This window comes from Bacillus sp. REN10, assembly GCF_016820555.1.
Taxonomy (GTDB): domain Bacteria; phylum Bacillota; class Bacilli; order Bacillales; family Domibacillaceae; genus Bacillus_CE.
In genome coordinates this window covers 97426-115418 of record NZ_JADHDW010000008.1, presented here as the reverse complement: position 1 = coordinate 115418, position 17993 = coordinate 97426, and the positions used below count along the sequence as shown (strand labels likewise).

At 40.8% G+C, this 17993-nt stretch carries 17 protein-coding genes and 1 riboswitch; of the genes, 10 read left to right on the top strand and 7 right to left on the bottom strand.

From position 1 onward, the window contains the following. The first annotated feature begins 206 nt into the window (after positions 1 to 206). Together IRB43_RS12365 and IRB43_RS12360 are read left to right on the top strand one after the other, a co-directional pair. On the top strand, positions 207 to 986 hold the full coding sequence (locus tag IRB43_RS12365) for an SDR family oxidoreductase (protein ID WP_203363790.1): 780 nt from the start codon (positions 207 to 209) through the stop codon (positions 984 to 986). Between the two features lie 191 nt (positions 987 to 1177). Further along, positions 1178 to 1315: riboswitch (cyclic di-AMP (ydaO/yuaA leader) on the top strand. Between the two features lie 92 nt (positions 1316 to 1407). Then, positions 1408 to 2721 (top strand): TrkH family potassium uptake protein, encoded by a 1314-nt coding sequence (locus IRB43_RS12360; protein WP_203363789.1) that lies wholly within the window; start codon positions 1408 to 1410, stop codon positions 2719 to 2721. A gap of 16 nt (positions 2722 to 2737) precedes the next feature. Here IRB43_RS12360 and IRB43_RS12355 read toward each other — a convergent pair whose 3' ends face one another. Continuing rightward, a complete protein-coding gene (locus IRB43_RS12355; RefSeq protein WP_203363788.1) occupies positions 2738 to 4111 on the bottom strand; it encodes an MATE family efflux transporter in 1374 nt (457 codons plus the stop codon). 68 nt (positions 4112 to 4179) lie between these two features. Then, positions 4180 to 4791: a TetR/AcrR family transcriptional regulator gene (locus tag IRB43_RS12350; RefSeq protein WP_203363787.1), complete on the bottom strand. Its 612-nt coding sequence runs from the start codon at positions 4789 to 4791 to the stop codon at positions 4180 to 4182. A gap of 162 nt (positions 4792 to 4953) precedes the next feature. Here IRB43_RS12350 and IRB43_RS12345 point away from each other — a divergent pair, with 162 nt between their 5' ends. Continuing rightward, complete coding sequence (locus IRB43_RS12345; protein ID WP_203363786.1) at positions 4954 to 5838, top strand: ATP-binding cassette domain-containing protein; 885 nt, start codon at positions 4954 to 4956, stop codon at positions 5836 to 5838. Further along, positions 5835 to 6635, top strand: a complete 801-nt coding sequence (locus tag IRB43_RS12340) for an ABC transporter permease subunit (protein WP_203363785.1) — start codon at positions 5835 to 5837, stop codon at positions 6633 to 6635. The genes IRB43_RS12345 and IRB43_RS12340 overlap by 4 nt, the downstream gene beginning before the upstream one ends. 106 nt (positions 6636 to 6741) lie before the next feature. On the opposite strand, the gene IRB43_RS12335 is transcribed toward IRB43_RS12340, so the two are convergent. Beyond that, entirely contained in the window at positions 6742 to 7299 is a 558-nt protein-coding gene (locus IRB43_RS12335) for a GNAT family N-acetyltransferase (protein ID WP_203363784.1), read from the bottom strand. A 320-nt stretch (positions 7300 to 7619) separates the two neighbouring features. Between IRB43_RS12335 and IRB43_RS12330 the strand changes: the two genes are divergently transcribed. After that, positions 7620 to 8633: a helix-turn-helix transcriptional regulator gene (locus IRB43_RS12330; protein WP_238941989.1), complete on the top strand. Its 1014-nt coding sequence runs from the start codon at positions 7620 to 7622 to the stop codon at positions 8631 to 8633. A 336-nt stretch (positions 8634 to 8969) separates the two neighbouring features. Here the strand turns inward: IRB43_RS12330 and IRB43_RS12325 are convergent, their stop codons facing one another. Then, on the bottom strand, positions 8970 to 9173 hold the full coding sequence (locus tag IRB43_RS12325) for a cold-inducible protein YdjO-related protein (protein ID WP_203363783.1): 204 nt from the start codon (positions 9171 to 9173) through the stop codon (positions 8970 to 8972). A gap of 122 nt (positions 9174 to 9295) precedes the next feature. Further along, positions 9296 to 9475: an aspartyl-phosphate phosphatase Spo0E family protein gene (locus tag IRB43_RS12320; protein WP_203363782.1), complete on the bottom strand. Its 180-nt coding sequence runs from the start codon at positions 9473 to 9475 to the stop codon at positions 9296 to 9298. Between the two features lie 235 nt (positions 9476 to 9710). On the opposite strand from IRB43_RS12320, the gene IRB43_RS12315 reads away from it, so the two are divergent. The 5 genes from IRB43_RS12315 (at position 9711) to IRB43_RS12295 (ending at position 16004) form a co-directional block, all read left to right on the top strand. Continuing rightward, positions 9711 to 11423: a sigma-54-dependent Fis family transcriptional regulator gene (locus tag IRB43_RS12315; RefSeq protein ID WP_203363781.1), complete on the top strand. Its 1713-nt coding sequence runs from the start codon at positions 9711 to 9713 to the stop codon at positions 11421 to 11423. Between the two features lie 147 nt (positions 11424 to 11570). After that, entirely contained in the window at positions 11571 to 13085 is a 1515-nt protein-coding gene (locus IRB43_RS12310; protein ID WP_203363780.1) for a class I adenylate-forming enzyme family protein, read from the top strand. A 27-nt stretch (positions 13086 to 13112) separates the two neighbouring features. After that, positions 13113 to 14672 (top strand): fatty acid--CoA ligase, encoded by a 1560-nt coding sequence (locus IRB43_RS12305; protein WP_203363779.1) that lies wholly within the window; start codon positions 13113 to 13115, stop codon positions 14670 to 14672. A 359-nt stretch (positions 14673 to 15031) separates the two neighbouring features. Beyond that, positions 15032 to 15262, top strand: a complete 231-nt coding sequence (locus IRB43_RS12300) for a hypothetical protein (protein WP_203363778.1) — start codon at positions 15032 to 15034, stop codon at positions 15260 to 15262. Between the two features lie 133 nt (positions 15263 to 15395). Then, positions 15396 to 16004: a DedA family protein gene (locus IRB43_RS12295; RefSeq protein WP_203363777.1), complete on the top strand. Its 609-nt coding sequence runs from the start codon at positions 15396 to 15398 to the stop codon at positions 16002 to 16004. 273 nt (positions 16005 to 16277) lie between these two features. Here IRB43_RS12295 and IRB43_RS12290 read toward each other — a convergent pair whose 3' ends face one another. Together IRB43_RS12290 and IRB43_RS12285 are read right to left on the bottom strand one after the other, a co-directional pair. Then, entirely contained in the window at positions 16278 to 16802 is a 525-nt protein-coding gene (locus IRB43_RS12290) for a DUF2199 domain-containing protein (RefSeq protein WP_203363776.1), read from the bottom strand. Between the two features lie 26 nt (positions 16803 to 16828). Next, positions 16829 to 17941 carry an NAD(P)/FAD-dependent oxidoreductase gene (locus tag IRB43_RS12285; RefSeq protein WP_203363775.1) on the bottom strand — a complete coding sequence of 371 codons (1113 nt, stop codon included), beginning with the start codon at positions 17939 to 17941 and terminating at the stop codon, positions 16829 to 16831. Between the last annotated feature and the right edge of the window lie 52 nt (positions 17942 to 17993).

The window sequence follows — 17993 nt, the reverse complement described above, 5'->3', positions numbered from 1 at the left end:
AATGAAATGTTATTACTGAAAAAAGATGAGTAGTGAAGAATGTAAACGAAAAAATACAAGCCAGTCGTCTATATATGATCGACTGGCTTTTCTGGCTCTATGTGCTTTGTGCACGGTGTTTTTTCTATCTAACTACTTATATTTGCATAATGCCAGCAGGATGCTTACTATGATAATATAACTTATTTATTAATGGAGAGGATGTCATGAGGACAAAGACAGCGCTTATTACAGGAGGCTCGCGTGGAATTGGCAAAAGAACAGCGATGACTTTAGCGGAGAATGGGATGAATCTTGTGATTAACTACCGTTCCAACGAAAATGAGGCAGTTCAATTTGCTGAACAACTCTCAAAAGACTATGCTATACAGGCCATCGCTATTCAAGGAGATATTTCTAAAAAAGAGGATTGTGATCGCCTCATTCAACGAGCATTTGAGCGATTTAGCGGTATTGATATTTTTATTCATAATGCAGGTCCCTATATCAAAGAGAGAAAAACGCTAGATGAGTATACATGGGATGAGTGGGCATACATGATGGACGGAAATTTAAATAGTGTGTTTTATTTAACGAAGCTCACTCTTCCGTTTATGAGGGCAAATGGCTGGGGACGCATTGTCACATTTGGCTTTGATCGAGTGGAAACAGCCCCTGGCTGGATTTATCGCTCAGCTTTTGCCGCAGCTAAAACCGGTCTTGCTTCCTTAACGAGAACGATTGCCATTGAAGAAGCGAAACATGGCATTACAGCGAATATGGTATGTCCTGGAGATATTATTGGTGAATGGAAGGAAAAGAACATTGTCGATGCTTATGCGGAACCAAATGTCTTAACGCCAGTTGGTCGTAACGGAACTGGAGAAGATCTAGCGCGTGTGATCAGCTTTCTCGTATCCGAGCCATCTAGTTTTATTACCGGCAGCATCATTCCCGTCACCGGCGGACAAGATGTATTGGGAAAAGTGTTTCATTTGAAATCGTGATGAACAGGAAACAAGGCACTCTTTCAACAGTTTGTTGAAGGGTGCCTTGTTTTTCACGTTAAGAAAGTTTCTTTGATGTTAATAAACTTTCTTGATTTTCTATCATTAGCATCTGATTTTTTGGTGAAATTATGTTATATATTTACATGAAAATTGCTTTACAAGCTAGCGAGAGAGGAGTAATATAATATCATTCTTATATGCTTAATCCGCATGGAGCGGGGGAACCAACGCAGATTGATTTCTGCAGGGGTGAAGCCAAGAGACTTGGCCGGGCTACCTTCCAGTCCGAATCCGACAGCTAACCTCGTCAGCAACAGGAAGGCCTTCTGAAACCATTGGCAGGGGCTAATGGTTTTTTGTCGTGGTTTTGGGGAAAGTAAGACTGTTTGTAAATATTTAAGAAAAGAAGGATGTTACAATGAAAATCATAAAGATTTCACCATCAACTTTGCTTGTGGCTGTCTATGGGCTGTTTATTGTTTTAGGAGCTTGTTTATTAAAGCTTCCTATTTCAACAACGGCACCGATTCGCTGGGTGGATGCGCTATTCACTTCCGCTTCTGCGATGACAGTAACCGGCTTAGGTGTAGTGGATACTGGGACTCATTTTACGAAGGTAGGTCAGTTCATTATTATGGGTCTGATCCAAGTAGGAGGACTAGGAATTATGTCCTTTGGGATCTTGATCTTTATCATGCTTGGAAAAAAGATTGGTTTAAAACAGCGGCTGGCCATGCAGGAAATTTTAAATCAAGTACATGTCGGTGGAGTGATCCGGCTAGTTAAATACTTATTTATTTTTTCGTTAGCGATTGAGTCGATCGCTGCTGTTTTTTTAGCGATCAAATGGGTGCCGGAACTGGGATGGAAAGATGGGGTATTTGCTTCTTTTTTTCATGCGGTGTCTGCTTTTAACAATGCCGGTTTTTCTTTATGGCCAGACAACTTATCGAGGTATGTAGGAAGTCCAATCATCAATTTGACGATTACATCGTTAATTATTCTAGGAGGGATTGGTTTTACGGTCATCATTGATGTATGGGAAAAGCGCAAGTGGAGAAAATTCTCCTTGCATACAAAAGTGATGTTAGTTGCAACACTTTGTATCAATATCATTGGTTTACTATTCTTTTTTTTCCTAGAGTCTGTGAACGTGAAAACGATAGGAGCAATGCCGCTATCTGATCAGTTGTGGGCGTCTTACTTTCAATCAGTCACGACGCGAACCGCTGGATTTAATACCGTTGATTTAAGCGGACTAGAAAACTCAACAGCATTTTTAATGATGATTTTAATGTTTATCGGTGCTGGGAGCGGATCGACAGGAGGAGGTATTAAGTTGACCACCTTTGTGGTGATGCTAGTGACGATGCTGACCTATGTAACAGGAAGAAAAGACATTCATTTGTTTGAGCGTACAGTGCGTTCGGATCATTTGCTTCGGGTGTTGTCGATCACGATGGTAAGCACTTTTGTTGTTGTGGGAGGCGTGCTAATTATTAATATCACCGAGCCGCTTCCGTTCTTGCCGCTGATGTTTGAAGTGGTATCCGCTTTTGCCACAGTCGGCTTGTCAATGGGAATTACCGCCTCCTTATCCGTCATTGGAAAACTCGTGATTATTGCGATTATGATTACAGGAAAAGTAGGACCGCTTTCTTTAGTATATATCCTTGCCCGTAAACATGAGCAAAAATATAAATATCCGACGGAAGACATTTTAACAGGTTAATATAGAAAACCACGCCTTAATTGACGGCGTGGTTTGTTTGGATGGCTTTAAATTTTTTCTTTTGAATGAAGAGAAGTCGAGCGGAAAGAGTGAATGCTCCCGCGGTTAATCCAGAAATTAAGCCGATCCAATAGCCAAATGCGGCTAAATCGGTTTCATTCGCTAAATAGTATCCGAGCGGAAGACCGATGATCCAATAGCTGATCATCGTCATGATAAACGTAACATTGACATCTTTATAGCCGCGCAGTGCTCCTTGAACCGGTGCTTGAATCGCATCAGATAACTGAAATAAAGCGGCAAAGAGCAGAAATTGACTGGCAAGCTTGAGCACATCTGATTGCGAAGTGTAAATTGCGGCAATTTGTTCTCGTAATAAAAATAAGATACATGTGGCAATCATGGAAACCAATACGGTAATTGCCACGCCGAGCCAGCTGTATATTTTGGCATCCTTCCATCGCTTGGCTCCGATTTCAAAACCAACCACGATTGTTAAACTCATCGACATACTGAGCGGAATCATATAGAGCATCGATGAAAAGTTGAGAGCGATTTGATGAGCCGCAATCACATGTGTGTCATATTCACTCATCAATAGCGTCACTGCTGAGAAAATGCTCGTTTCAAAAAAGATCGACAGACCAATAGGAACACCGATTAATAAGATTTCCTTCCATTTTGGGAAAGAAATCGGCGGAAATGATCGAAAGATGTTATAGGAAGAAAACGGCCGTTTCTGATGGATGATCCATGCGGCAATCAAGGCAACGATCCAATAAGTGAGAGCAGAAGCATACCCTGCTCCAATTCCTCCAAACGCAGGAAGTCCCCACTTTCCAAAAATGAGTATATAGTTAAACAGCACATTTAACGGCAAGGCGATTAATGTAATAAGCATCGACGTTCTTGTCATGCCAAGTGCATCGATAAAACAGCGCAGTACGCTAAAGACAAAGACGGGAATAAGACCGGTAGCAAGAGCCGCCACATACCCTTTGGCGATGTGGTGCACGTTCTCTTCAAGTTTCATTGCATTTAAAACAGGGTTGAGAACGACAAGGCCAATAGCAAACACAATGACAGCAAGAGCGATGGATGCATAAATCCCTTGCATCACTGAAAAAGGGACCTCTTCTTTTTTCTCTGCTCCGACTAACTGAGCGACAATCGGAGTAATTGCCAGCAAAATCCCGCTTAGCCCAGTAAAGACTGGAACCCAAAGAGAAGAACCGATCGCTACGCCAGCGATATCGTCCGCTGAATAACGGCTCGACATCATAATATCGAAAAAGTTCATGGAAACCATTCCGAGTTGGGTAATTAAAATCGGAAGCATAATATAAAAAAGCTGCTTGAGCTTTTCTTTTTTTGTAAATGTTTGTTTCATGTTATCCTTCCTTTCGCCGTTATTTGGCAGAATGAAAGAATTATAACATACTTTTCTAGTAGAAGGGGCTAGTTTTCGTCATTGGGCATTGAATGCGGTGATAAGCCGTAAAAGAATAATTGAATTAATTCCTCCGTAAACTGGGCTAGATCATCATGCGAAAAGTCGTCATAGGTCAGTTTGTCACTCGCCTCTTTCCAGGTGTCTAAGTAAAACAAAATTGCTTGAATAGAGAGGTTTGGATTGATTTCGTTTCTTGCTTGGGCTTGTTGAATCATTTCAATAAATAAGGGCATGATGTCATTTTGATAGAGGGATTCAACAAATTGTTGTAGCTCATGATCATCCGTTAACAGTTGCTGAAAGTTTGCTGGTTCGATATCTTGAATCGTTGCTTTTTTTTGAAAAAGAATCATTTCGATTTTCACTTTTAAAGGAAGCTCACGTTGAAACAGGTCTTTCGATTGCTGTACTTGTTTGGCGATATATTCTTTCATGACCTCCCTTATTAATAACTCTTTACTTTCAAAATAATTGTAAATGGTTACTTGCGATACTTGAGCAAGCTGGGCAATTTCTTTGATCGTTATTGCTTTTGCTATTTTTGTTTTCAATAAAGTGAAAGTGGCTTCTTTAATTTGTTGTCTTTTCTTTTCCGTTCGTTTATCAAAACCGTTCATGAGAATCACCTAAATTTCGTTCGTTTTCTTTTATTATGCCACGTTTTGAAATGGAATAGAATAAATATTTCAAAAAAACATTGTGTTAAGGAAAAGAATGGCATACAATTAAAATGAAATATTTTATCGTTTATATTTCAAAACTTATCGGGGGTGGGCAAGGTGATCGATGTTAATGGATTGACGAAACAGTTTTCAAATGGTCGAGGGGTATTTGATCTTTCGTTTTCGATTGCAGAAGGAGAGGCATTCGGTTTTCTCGGTCCAAACGGGGCAGGAAAATCAACGACGATTCGTTTATTAATGGGGTTTATTCAAGCGGATCGTGGGCAGGCGACCATTCGACAGTTAGACTGCTGGAGAGAAGCAGCAGCTATTCAAGCATTCACTGGCTACTTGCCGGGGGAAATTGCTTTTATCGAAGGGATGACCGGCAGTGAGTTTCTTCAATTATTAGCTGATATGCGCGGAATGAAGAACCATTCTTTGAAAAATGAGTTAATTGAAAGACTGCAATTTGACCCAAATACACCGATTAGGAAAATGTCGAAAGGAATGAAGCAAAAAGTGGCGATCACCGCAACCTTTATGCATCGGCCATCTGTCATTATTTTGGATGAACCAACATCAGGACTTGATCCTCTTATGCAGCAGTTATTTATCAACCTTGTCAATGAAGAGAAAAAACGAGGTACGACTTTTCTATTTTCGTCTCATAGCTTTCAAGAAATTGAGCGGACATGTGATCGAGCGGCGATTATTAAAGATGGTCATCTAGTCGCAGAGAATGATGTGCGGCAGTGGCAAACTTTGCAGCGGAAAGTCATTGAAATAACAGTAGCAAATGAGGCGGAAGCGAGCCAACTTCAGCAAGTATTACAGGCCGAACGAGCAGATGAAAACCGAGTTCGAGTGATGGTAAAAGGTGACTTTAATTTGCTAATTCGTACCTTGGCGGATTATCATGTGTTGAATCTAGATGTGCATGCTCAAAGCTTAGAGGATATTTTTATGGACTATTATGATCGGAGAGGTGAACACTCATGAATGGTGCGCTGTATCAAAAGATGATGAAGGTACATGCAAAGGCGATGTTCAGCTATGGAATGGGGGCTGCACTTTACTTATTACTCGTGATTAGTGTTTATCCTTCCGTTTCAGGAACAGAAATGGATCAGCTGCTGCAACAAATGCCACAAGGGTTTATTGATGCGTTTAATTTAGATCAAGGAATGGGGACGCTGCTTGATTTTATTAGCGGCAAATTCTACGGATTGTTGTTTGTGATTATATTAACTATTTATTGTATTATGACCGCTTCACAGTTATTGGCTCGCCTAGTCGACCGCGGGGCGATTGCTTATTTGCTGTCGATGCCGGTAGCAAGAGACGCAATTGCTAGAACACAGTTGCTCGTATTGTTATCAGGGCTTGTGATCATTATCGGTTGTACGATGCTTGGTGGGATCATCGGAGCGTTTCTTTTTATTGATGAATCATTTGCACTCGGGAATTTTGTGAAATTAAATTTGATTGCTTTGTTGTTCTTTTATGTGATCAGTGGTATCGCTTTTCTATTTTCAGCAATCATGAATGATGAGAAGAAAGCTTTAGCGTATTCAGCTAGTTTAATTTTGCTGTTTTATGTGCTAGATTTAGCGGCAAAAATAAGCGATCAGCTAGATTGGTTGCAATATATGACGATCTTTACAGTGTTTAATCCAGCGAAGATTATCAAGCCCGATTATGCTTTCGGTTGGATTATGTTGGGGCTTGGATTAGCAGGAACGATCTTGTTTGCAGTCGCTATTCGCATCTTTACGAAAAAGGATTTAAGTGTATAAATTGGAAAACCCTTCAGCGGGACGCTGAAGGGTCTAATCATTAGCTCATAGTAGAGGATATGAGAATCGATTGTCACTTATAGTGAATTTGGCAGAGGGGAAATTTTTAAGCTTCCATTGCTTGATCGTCTGCTGCTTCGTTCATTTTGCGCATCATGTAGAGGGTGAATAAATCTTTTGAAATTTCAAAGAGATCGTACACATCTTCATGTTCATTGATTTGTGCGTAAATCGATGGACGCGTCTCGTTTGCTAAAATAGCATATGGTAGTTTTTGAGCCGCTTTTAAGGAGCGTGTATTTACTTTGCGGATTCGCATAAACACCGCTTCAATGCCTAGCTCATAAAATAGTTCTTGAAAGAAAGCTTCCTTTGCTGGAGCATTATATCCTTTTCCATGATAGGGCTTACCCAACCAAGTGCCCAGAAATCCTGCTTTTTCATTAATATCATATAAATTGATTGTACCAATTGGGTTGCCCCATTCATCTAAAATTGTGCGTGAAATTAATTCACCGCGCTCTTCCGCTTCAATTGTTTGTTTAGAAACGAAGACAAACTCTTCATAGGAGTGAGCTTTTTGACGCACGAAAGGGAAGACTTCGGGATGCGTCATCAAATCAAATAGTACATGGCTGTCATGTACATCGCGCTTCTTTAACATGTTAATCCCTCCATGTGAGGGCAGTTCGGTCCTACTGTGCCCGAATTCCACCCTCGAAATTTTTCATAGCTTTCATAAAAAATTTCGGGGTGGGAATCGAACCCACTAGAACCAGCTAAAGAAGCTGGTGGCGCACCATTTGCCTTCCCTAAATCACCATTGATTATTTGTTTTTCTGCTACTATCATACAAAAAAAATTTTTGTTTGGAAACTGTTTTTTATACATTTTTAAATTTTTTTTTTCGAGAAAAAGAGAAAGAAATATTGGATTTAATTCCTAATTTTTTTGATACAATGAAGGAAGAAAGGGGCGAAATGTATGATCAAAATTAACAACAAGCAACGGCTTCTTAAGCTGATGGAGTGGTTTCGGGAAGAGACGGATGAAGGTCATCAATGGACGATGGAGGACATCATTTCCAAGTTTCAAACATTTTATGGCGAAGAGTATAAACCAAATAAAAACTCATTAAAAGATGATATTGAAAATTTGATAGAAGCTAATTTTGATATTACTATCAATCAGGAAAAAGAAGGAATGCCGAAATACTATAGTCATCAATATCGGCTGTTTGAGCCTTATGAATTAAGAATGCTAATTGATGCCGTTGTTTCTGCCCGGTTTATCACGAAAGAAGAAACGAAAAGTCTCACTCGAAAAATAAAAACGCTAACAAGTAAGCAACAAGCGAAAAGGTTGCAAAATGAGCTTTTAATTGATACCTCAATCAAGAGTAAAAGCAAATTAGTTCGGCTGGCGATTCACGATTTACATGAAGCGATTACAGAGAAGAGAATCGTGACGTTTCAATACGGTCGATATAATGTGGACAAGCAGTTTATTTTAAGCCACGAGGGAGCACTATACAAAGTGAAACCGCTCGCTTTAACATGGGCACACGACTTTTATTATCTAATTGCTTATTATTTCGAAGCGGATGAAATTAGGCATTACCGCATTGATCGTATGCGAAATGTTCAAGTGACGGAAGAAGCGTTTGTGTATGAAGCTTTTGATGTTGGCAAATACGTTCAATCGACCTTTAACATGTTTGCCGGACAAGCAAACTGGATTAAAATTCGTTTTACTAATGAATTAATTAATGTGATGATTGACAAATTTGGCCATGGAGCAGATATCCAAAAGGATGGAGAAGAGCATTTTATTCTGTCAGCAAAAGCGATCGTCAGTGATGGTTTAGTAAACTGGATCTTAAATTTTGGCGCGAAAGCAGAAGTGGTGCAGCCATTTGCCTTAAGGGAGCGAGTGAAACAAGAAGTAAACAACATGTACGATTTGTATATAGCAGATAAGGTGAAGGCGCAAGAATAATCGCCTTCACCTTGTTTATTTTTTTATCATGTTGATTCGCTTTTTTGCATGAGAACGAGCGACAATTACAACATGTGCAGGTTTTTACTTAATGTTTAAGACCGAGGAGTCGGTCAATGACCAGTATCAGCGACTGAGTTTTGTCTACTCCTTCTAGGCACTAGCGACTAGTGGCCTTCCACACTCATCCTTGGGATAAGTCAACATCGATTTACTCATGTTCATCGTGCTTTCTTTATCTCGTGCGAGTCGTTTGAGCCCATATGTCGCCAAACAGTGCCATTTCGTCATTCTATCATTTGCTTATCGTGTCTGAGCCGTCGTCTCCACTTTTCTTTACTTATGTAAATTGTTGTTTTTTAGGGCGGTGATGTGTCGTGTTCCGGTGTTCATTTCTGATCCGCAGAATGGGCATGGCGGGGCATCTTTTGTAGCAAAGTCTTTTCTCATCCAGCCGTTACAGTTTGGTGACACACATTCCCATGTAGCCACGTCTTCACTCGGTAAAGGTTCTGTACGTCGGTTATTGTAGTAAGACATATCGTCACTTCCTAGTTAGCATATTTTTCGTTCCATGCTATTATCTCATACTTTTATGTGGTTTCATAAGTTTCTGTCTACTTTATTTGAAAGACTGTTATTTCTTGTTGTGTTTTTTGTGATTAATCGTTGAATGACTGGAAACTTCTGCTGATCATTTGGTACTTGGCAATAAGCTTGTCCAACTCTTGGCTGTACTTGATTGTCTCGCTGTGACTTAACCCCTTCATCATTCCTGTTTTAATCATCAAGTGACGTTTAGACATAATTTCGGTAACTAAATTCGAATCAATTTTTTCCATTTTTTAGTCTCCCATTTTTCATTCGTATTTTAATTCACACAACAGTATGTATTATGCCCAGTTTAGAAAGAAAATGAAAGATGTTCGACAAAACTTCTATGAAAGTTACAAAAAAACAATGCATACACGAATTTTGTTTATAAAAGGCTGTTGGCAAAAAAGTATCCTCCACTAACAAACCATGATAATATGAAGTTAAAATATTTGGAAAATTCTCAAAGAAGGAGGCGTCATTTTGACTTATATAAAAGATATCATGACACCGGTCACAGAAACGCTAGGTGAAATGTCTACGTTAAAAGAAGCACTTGTGATGATGAAGGAAAACAAATGGAACACTTTGCCTGTTACGAATGATCATCGTGAACTAGTCGGTGTATTTACCCGCAGTTCTGTATATAAAATGATCTTAAATGAACAGCCTTTGTCAGCGAATGTAATGGAGTATGTCATTGATCAGCCGTTCACACTTCCAGTGAATATGACGTTTAGAGAAGTAGCGGAAATTGTCAAAACGACTAAAGTAGGTACTGGAATTGTTCTTGATGAAAATAAGAAGGTTGTTGGTTTAGCTACACAAACAGATATTGTGAGGGCATTAATGCTGAAGCGGAAATTAGATACGGCGATTGAGCATGCGTATGACGGCATCATCCTGATTGATGAAAAGTCTCGCATTGAAATGGTTAATCCTGCTCTGTTGGATCTATTTAACTTACAGCAGCAAGACGTTTTGCATCAGCCTGTTGATCAAGTGTTTCCTCATTTTCATTTGTCGAAGGCTTTTCATACAGAAGAGGCGGAGCTTAGCGACTTTATGGAAGTGAACGGGATCAAGTATATTGTTCACCGCATTCCGATTGTTCAAGATCAAAAAGTGATCGGCGTGCTTGGCAAAGTGATGTATCGACAACTGCATGAAGTGAGCATTTTGTTTAAAAAACTCGAAAAAGCGGAAAGCAAGGCTGCTTATTATTTAAGTGAATTGAAAAAGTCAGAACAATCTCGATTTACATGGGATCACATTATGACGAATGATGCGTATTTAGATAAGTTGAAGAAAAGTGCGGCGAAAGCAGCTAAAGGTCGTTCAACCATTTTAGTTCGAGGGGAGTCCGGCACAGGAAAGGAATTGTTTGCTCATGCTATTCATGCAAGCAGCGCGCGAAAAGAAGGGCCCTTTGTCGAAGTTAATTGTGCCGCCATTCCTGAACAATTGCTAGAATCAGAGTTTTTCGGCTATGAAGAAGGAGCGTTCACGGGTGCGAATCGCAAAGGGAAAATCGGGAAGTTTGATTTAGCGAATGGCGGAACGCTTTTTTTAGATGAAGTTGGAGATATGTCGCTTGTGTTGCAAGCGAAGCTGTTGCGCGTCATTCAAGATCGTGAGTTTTACCGTGTGGGAGGAACGGAGCGTATCCATGTCGATGTGCGAATCATTGCAGCGACGAATCGGCCGTTAGAAGAGATGGTGCAAAATGGCGAATTTCGTGAAGATTTGTATTACCGGTTAAATGTCATTTCGTTATATATTCCGCCATTAAGAGAAAGAAAAGGAGATGTTCAATTATTAATTGACCATATAATGAAAGAATTAAACCGGGTGCTCAGCACAAGTGTGACGGGAATCAAAGAAGAGGCTCTCCAGTGTTTATTGTATTACGATTGGCCGGGAAATGTCCGTGAATTAAAGAACATTTTAGAACGAGCGATGACATTTGCAGAAACAGGACATATTCAAATGGAAGATTTACCTGAATATTTGACGACGAAAGCAGAGTCGGCTTTATTATCGCTTGATCAGTCTTATTCTTTAACGGAGCAAGCCGAAATGTCGGCGATTCAGAAAGTGATGGAAGAAGTGAACGGAAATAAAGCGAAAGCAGCTAGATTGCTAGGAATTAGCCGATCAGGCTTATATGAAAAACTGAAAAGATACCAATTATGAAACTGTCCATTTTTTGAACAATTGTGGCGCGTTTGTTCATGAATGAGACAGCCGCTAAGAGCGATCTTTTGTCCAGATCGCTCTTTTCGTGCTGGCATAAAAGTTGCAAATCTATTATATGAAATAACCAAAAAAGGGGGGAGTGAATTGGACATTGGCTACTATTTAGCACTAAATGCAAGAAATTACCCGACAAAGCGAGCAATTCATTGTGAGGGTAGAGAGTACACATATAAAGCGTTTAACGAGCAAGTAAATCGGCTTGCTCATGGGTTGCTGGACTTAGGTGTACAAAAAGGAGATAAAATTGCCTTAATGATGAAAAACTCGGACTACTTCGTCTTTGCTTATTTCGCTAGTGCAAAGATTGGAGCGGTGGTTGTCCCTGTTAACTTTCGGCTCACTTCACCGGAAGTTCATTATATTTTAGCGCAGTCGGATACTTTATTTGTTTTTTGTGATCAAGAATATGAGCCCATTATTCAAGCGGCTAAGAAGCAAACCGCTGTGAAAGCAGTGGTTGTGGCTGGACAAACGGTGAATCATGTCAGCTTCCAATCTCTCCTTGCTGTTTGCACAGATGAACCAAAGGTAGTTGTGTCAGAAAGTGACGACCTTGAAATTCTTTATACTTCGGGTACAACGGGTCAGCCAAAAGGAGCATTATTTGATCATCGACGCGTGTTTAATGTGGGGATGACAATGATCGCTGCAATGGGCATTCGTTCGAATGACCGTTTTCTTCATTTGGCCCCTTTGTTTCATTCCGCTCAGCTGAATTTATTTTTAGTAGCTGGCGTGATTTTGGGAGCCACTCATGTGATTCATCGTGAGTTTCATCCCGTTCAAGCGTTAGAAACGATAGAAAAAGAAGAAATTTCGCATTTTTTCGGTGTTCCTGCGATGTATAACTTCATTTTGCAAGTGCCGAATAAGGAAAAATACGATCTTTCTTCTATCCAAAGATGCAGTTATGGCGCAGCTCCAATGCCGCCTGAAATTGTGAAACAGAGCATGAAGCTGTTTCAAACGGATCAGTTTTACAACTTATGTGGATTAACGGAGGCGGGGCCAGGCGGGATTATGTTAGATCCTGAAGGACATAAATATCATCTTGGGAAAGGTGGAAAGCCGATTTTTTTGACGGAAGCAAAGGTGGTCGATTCAGAAGGAAAAGAGACTCCTCCAGGTATGATCGGTGAATTCGTCATTCGCGGGGAGACAGTGATGAAGGAATATTATAAGAAACCGGAAGAAACGAAGCGAGCATTACAGGATGGATGGCTATATACCGGTGATTTAGCAGTGATGGACGAGGAAGGATATATAACGTTAGTCGATCGGAAAAAAGATATGATCATTAGCGGTGGAGAAAATGTGTATTCGATTGAAGTCGAGCAAGTGATGTATGAACACCCGAGTATTTTAGAAGCTGCCACCATCGGCCTCCCAGATGAAGTATGGGGAGAGAGGGTAACGGCCATTGTTGTGCTAAAGCCTAAAGCAACGTTGGATGAGGAGGGATTTCGCCACTTTTGCCGGCAAAAGCTCGCTGGCTACAAAGTGCCTCGCCAAGTAATTATTGTCGATGAACTTCCAAGGAATACATCTGGAAAAATATTAAAATACCAACTGCGGCAAAGGTTTCATCCAATCATGTAATCATTTTCTTAAAGAGGGGGAAAAAAGATGTATGTAACAATTGCAGATGTTTTTGAATTAACTGTTCAGCAATATGCTGAGAAAGAAGCGCTGTATGATGAAAGAAGTGGAAATCGTTACACATACAAGCAATGGAATGAAGAAGTGAATAAACTGGCCCACGCTTTTCGTCAAGAAGGAGTCCAAAAAGGGGATATCATTTCCACCTATTTATATAATCGGGAAGAACTAGCGACGGCTTACTTTGCATGCTGTAAAATTGGTGCGGTCTTCAATCCAATTAACTTTCGATTAATGGCAGAGGAAACGGCTTACATTTTAAAAGATGCCCAACCGAAAATTGTGCTATTCGAACAAGCGTTAGAAGATCAAATCACCGCCATTGAATCGCGTTTTCCGCAAACCGCATTTTGGTATACGGATGAGGATACTCCGAGCTATGCGGTGAATTATCATCAAAAAATAAAGCATCAATCAACAGAAAAACCGATAGCAGATGTCAACGAAAACGATTTGTATGCCATTATGTATACGAGCGGGACAACCGGCCGGCCAAAAGGCGTGATGCATAAGCATCGCGATATGATTGAACAATCACAAGAGCTGATTTGGGCAACTAAACTTTCCAGCCGAGACCGCGGACTTGTGACTGCACCGATGTTCCACTGTGCTGAGCTGCATTGTGCATTTTTACCGCGCATCCATGTCGGAGGAAGCAATGTCATCCTTCATCAGTTTCATCCTCAAAAAGTACTTTCGCTCATTCAACAAGAACAGATTACGAAATTTTTTGCAGCTCCAACGATGTGGAATATGCTGCTGCAAGAAGATTTAAGCCAATATGATACTTCCTCTTTAACACTCGGATTATATGGGGCCGCTCCGATGGCTCCCGCTTTAGTGCGTGCGTGCCAAGAAAAGATTGGTGTGCGATTTGTCCAAGCGTATGGCATGACGGAAATGGGCCCGGCGATTACGTTTTTAATGGAAGATGAACAAATTACAAAAGCAGGTTCAGCGGGGCGGGCACTGCTTAATCACGAGATTCGAATTGTCAGAACAAGAGAAGAGCAACCATCTGATCCCAACGATATTGCTGCTCCTTTTGAGCCAGGAGAAATCATTGTGCGTGGCCCGAGTATGATGATGGGCTACTTTAACCGACCAGAAGCGACCGAACGTGCACTTGATCAAGGGTGGTACCATTCCGGAGACATTGGTTATTTTGATCCAGAGGGTTACTTATGGATTGCCGATCGCGTCGATGACATGATCATCAGTGGAGGGGAAAATATTTATCCTCGTGAAGTAGAGGATGTGCTGTTTGAACATGAAGGCGTGCTAGATGCAGCTGTCATTGGGGAACCCGATGAAACATGGGGAGAGAAAGTGATCGCTTTTATCGTTAAGAAAGAAAAGGTCGTCACGGCTGAAGAGCTAGAAGAATTATGCAAAAATAGTCCGAAGCTAGCGGATTATAAGCGGCCGCGCGCGTATATTTTTGTCGAAGAACTGCCGAGAAATGCCAGCGGGAAAATCCAGAAATTTGTTTTGCGTCAACAGTTAGAAGAGCAGGCGAAAAAATAAATATAAAGGGGATTTGAAAAAGCGAATGTTGCGTGATCAACTGACAGTTTATCCCGCATTAACGGGCTGTAAGACCCCCACCTCAACATGGCAGAAGAATCGCAGACGTGTAGGTGGGGGATCAACAGCCCGTAAACGCCCGATCCGTTCAACTAACAATCAGTGGGGGATGAAGAAAACCCCCACTGATTGAAGTTTCACTTTATATTCTGAAACAGCCATAATGAAAGGTCGAATCCGCCTGTTTGAAAGGGCGGATTTTTACAATTTAAAAGATTTAAAAAATATGCATGTTTAAGGAGGAAAAAGTATACAATAGGAAGAAATTAAAAGAGGGCAAACAAATAGGAGGGGAAAGAATGGCAGATGCATCGCACATAGGTTCAGAAGTAAAAACTAGTGTTCAGTTGCTTAGTCTACTAAATGAGAAGTGTCAGTTTGTTTGGAAGGAAAACGAACAAATCGAGATTAAGGTAGATCTGCATTCGTGGAAAGACTATGCCTTTTATGAATTTAAAGATTTACCTCGTCATGGTATTTGTCCGATTGAAGATTTATGGGGATTCGTGAAAATAAGCGAACTTGCTTAAAAACACTTGCACAGTAGCAAGTGTTTTTAATTTTGTGAAATCATTGAAATAGTTTATTATAATATATTAAGAATATTGACGATTTTTTCGCATATATATAGCAAGTAAATGACTATTTTGGCGGAGGTTTGCGATGCAACAATGGATTGAGCAAGTGGTGGAACAGTTTGGTTACTTGGGTGTTTTTTTGCTCATGTGTGTAGAAAATATATTTCCTCCTATTCCTTCTGAACTCATTTTGCCATTTGGCGGCTTTATGACAACGACCACATCGTTAACCATGTTCGGCGTGATATTATCAGCCACAGCGGGTTCTGTGTCTGGTGCTTTAATTTTATACGCGATTGGTCGGCTAATGGATGTGGAACGAATGATGCATATTGTAGACAGATGGGGACACGTCTTAAAAATTAAACGAGAAGACGTGACAAAAGCCGATGAATGGTTTGACCACAAAGGCTATTGGACGGTCTTTTTTTGTCGCATGGTTCCACTCATTCGCAGCTTAATTTCAATTCCAGCAGGGATGTCCAATATGAAAATCTGGCTGTTTCTATTATTAACTACGGTGGGCACACTTATTTGGAACACACTCCTTGTGTACGCGGGAGCGAAATTAGGACAATCTTGGGATATCATCCTTTACTACATGGGTATTTACTCTGATGTCATTTACGTATTTATTGCTTTACTATCTAGCTATCTATTATATCAGTATATAAAAAAGAGGAAGTCGGCCTAGATTCAAAAGCTATTGTGCATTCATGCTCTCAGAGTTTGAAATGGTGAATTGTTGTCCGAAACAAAAAATTTCATAGAAAAGCGTTCTGGATTGACAAGGTGCACATAGAATTCAGGTTTGCGGCTTCAGCGCATAATCTCCTGAAAGTAGCTGGCATCTACTACCTACGTTTAAAAAATACCGGAGATAAACTAAAAGAGGTGGAGAAAAACAAGTTGTTTTTCTTCACCTCTTTTAGTTTTAAGGACTTATTGGGACGCCCCCTTTGATACTTTAGACTTCGTTATCTTGACTGCATAATTGTTCAGCAATTTCTTGCACACGGTCCATTGTCATGCCTATGCGTTGCTCCATGGACAATGGATGTTCAGTCGGTTCTAGTTCAATATAGGGACGCATTCCTACTTCACGAGTATGAACCATCGCTTTTAAATTCAACGTGTCTGGATAACAAGGAAGGGAGGTAGAAAGCCAGCCGAACATCGGTGCTACCTTGTTTTCTCTTCCTTCTTCTTCCCAAAAATCAATGGTTGTATGCATACTAGCTTCACTTAAAGATACCCATACATTCCATACAAACGGCTCTTCTTCTCCTTTGACAGAGATTTCAATACATCCCCGAATGAAAAAATATTCATCATCAATGACGCATATGTCGGAATTGAGTTCTCCTCGAAGTTCTCTTTCTTCTGGATCTATCGTAAACCAATAGTCTGGAGCCGGGCTTCCATAACTCATGGGCAGTTCTGCATGATATTGACCGCAAGAAGTACATATGTAACCTGTTTCATTGCTCATTTTTTCTCTCCTGACTTCTTTCCTTTTTATTGTAAAGCACTAATGACATCATAATCTTCAAGATTGACCTCCGTTTCCTGCCCTAAAGCGATTTTAGCAAGCTCTGATCCGATATAAGGGCCCATTGTTAAGCCGGATGCGCCAAGCCCATTGGCAAAGAGCACACCTTCATGCCCAGGAAGGGGACCGAACACAGGCAAGAAGCCAGGCGTAAACGGTCTAAAGCCGACTCTCGTTTCAAGGATGGTGCCATCTGCTAAGCCAGGGGCGATATGCAGTGCTTTGTCTAACACCTCATGCATTCCGCTTGCCGTCACGCGTGTATCGAAGCCTGCTTCATTTTCATGAGTCGCCCCAGCCACAATGCGATCATCAAACGCTAAAATGTATTGATCGTTCGGCGGCATAATGACTGGCCATTGATTTGTTTTGACATTCGGCAGCGCGAAATGAACAATTTGTGCTTTTTGCGGTTCAACTTGTGCTTGTACACCTAACGACGCTAGCAATGGTTTTGCCCAAGCACCTACGGTAATAATAATTTGATCAAAGGTGAGCGTTTGATTATTGACATTGATTTCGCGGCTGTTTCGTTTTTCTCCTGTCCATTGAGCGTTTCCTTCAATGAAAGTGCCTCCTAGTTTTATCGCTGCTGCGAGTAGGGCATCGCGAAGCGCTCGTCCATCAACGCGCGCCGCTCCGCTCACATGAACTGCTCCGTACTTATCTTGAAGCGGTGGAAATAAAGCTTTGGCTTCAGCGGGACTTAAAATCGTCACTTCACCAATTTCTGGGGCTTCTTCTCGCCGTTTCAAGGCACGTTCTTTCATTTTGACTAATTTTTCTTCGTCGTCATGCAAGCTCAAAGCACCAACCTTGGCATATCCTGTGTTTGTTTCGCCTAATTGCTCAAGCTCCGCAATTAACTCAGGATAAAAACGAGCACCGTTTTTCGCAAGCCGGTACCATGCTTTATTTCTTCGCTGTGATAGCCATGGGCAAATAATTCCTGCTGCAGCGGCTGTGGCTTGGCCCTCGTCTTTTCGGTCAATGATCATCACTTCAGCGCCAGCTTTCGCGAGGTGATAAGCGGTAGAAGCGCCTAAAATTCCTGCTCCGATTACACAATATTTTTTCATTATTGACACCCTTTTTTTTATTTTCTTGTTTATCATAGCAGTTTTCATTTTT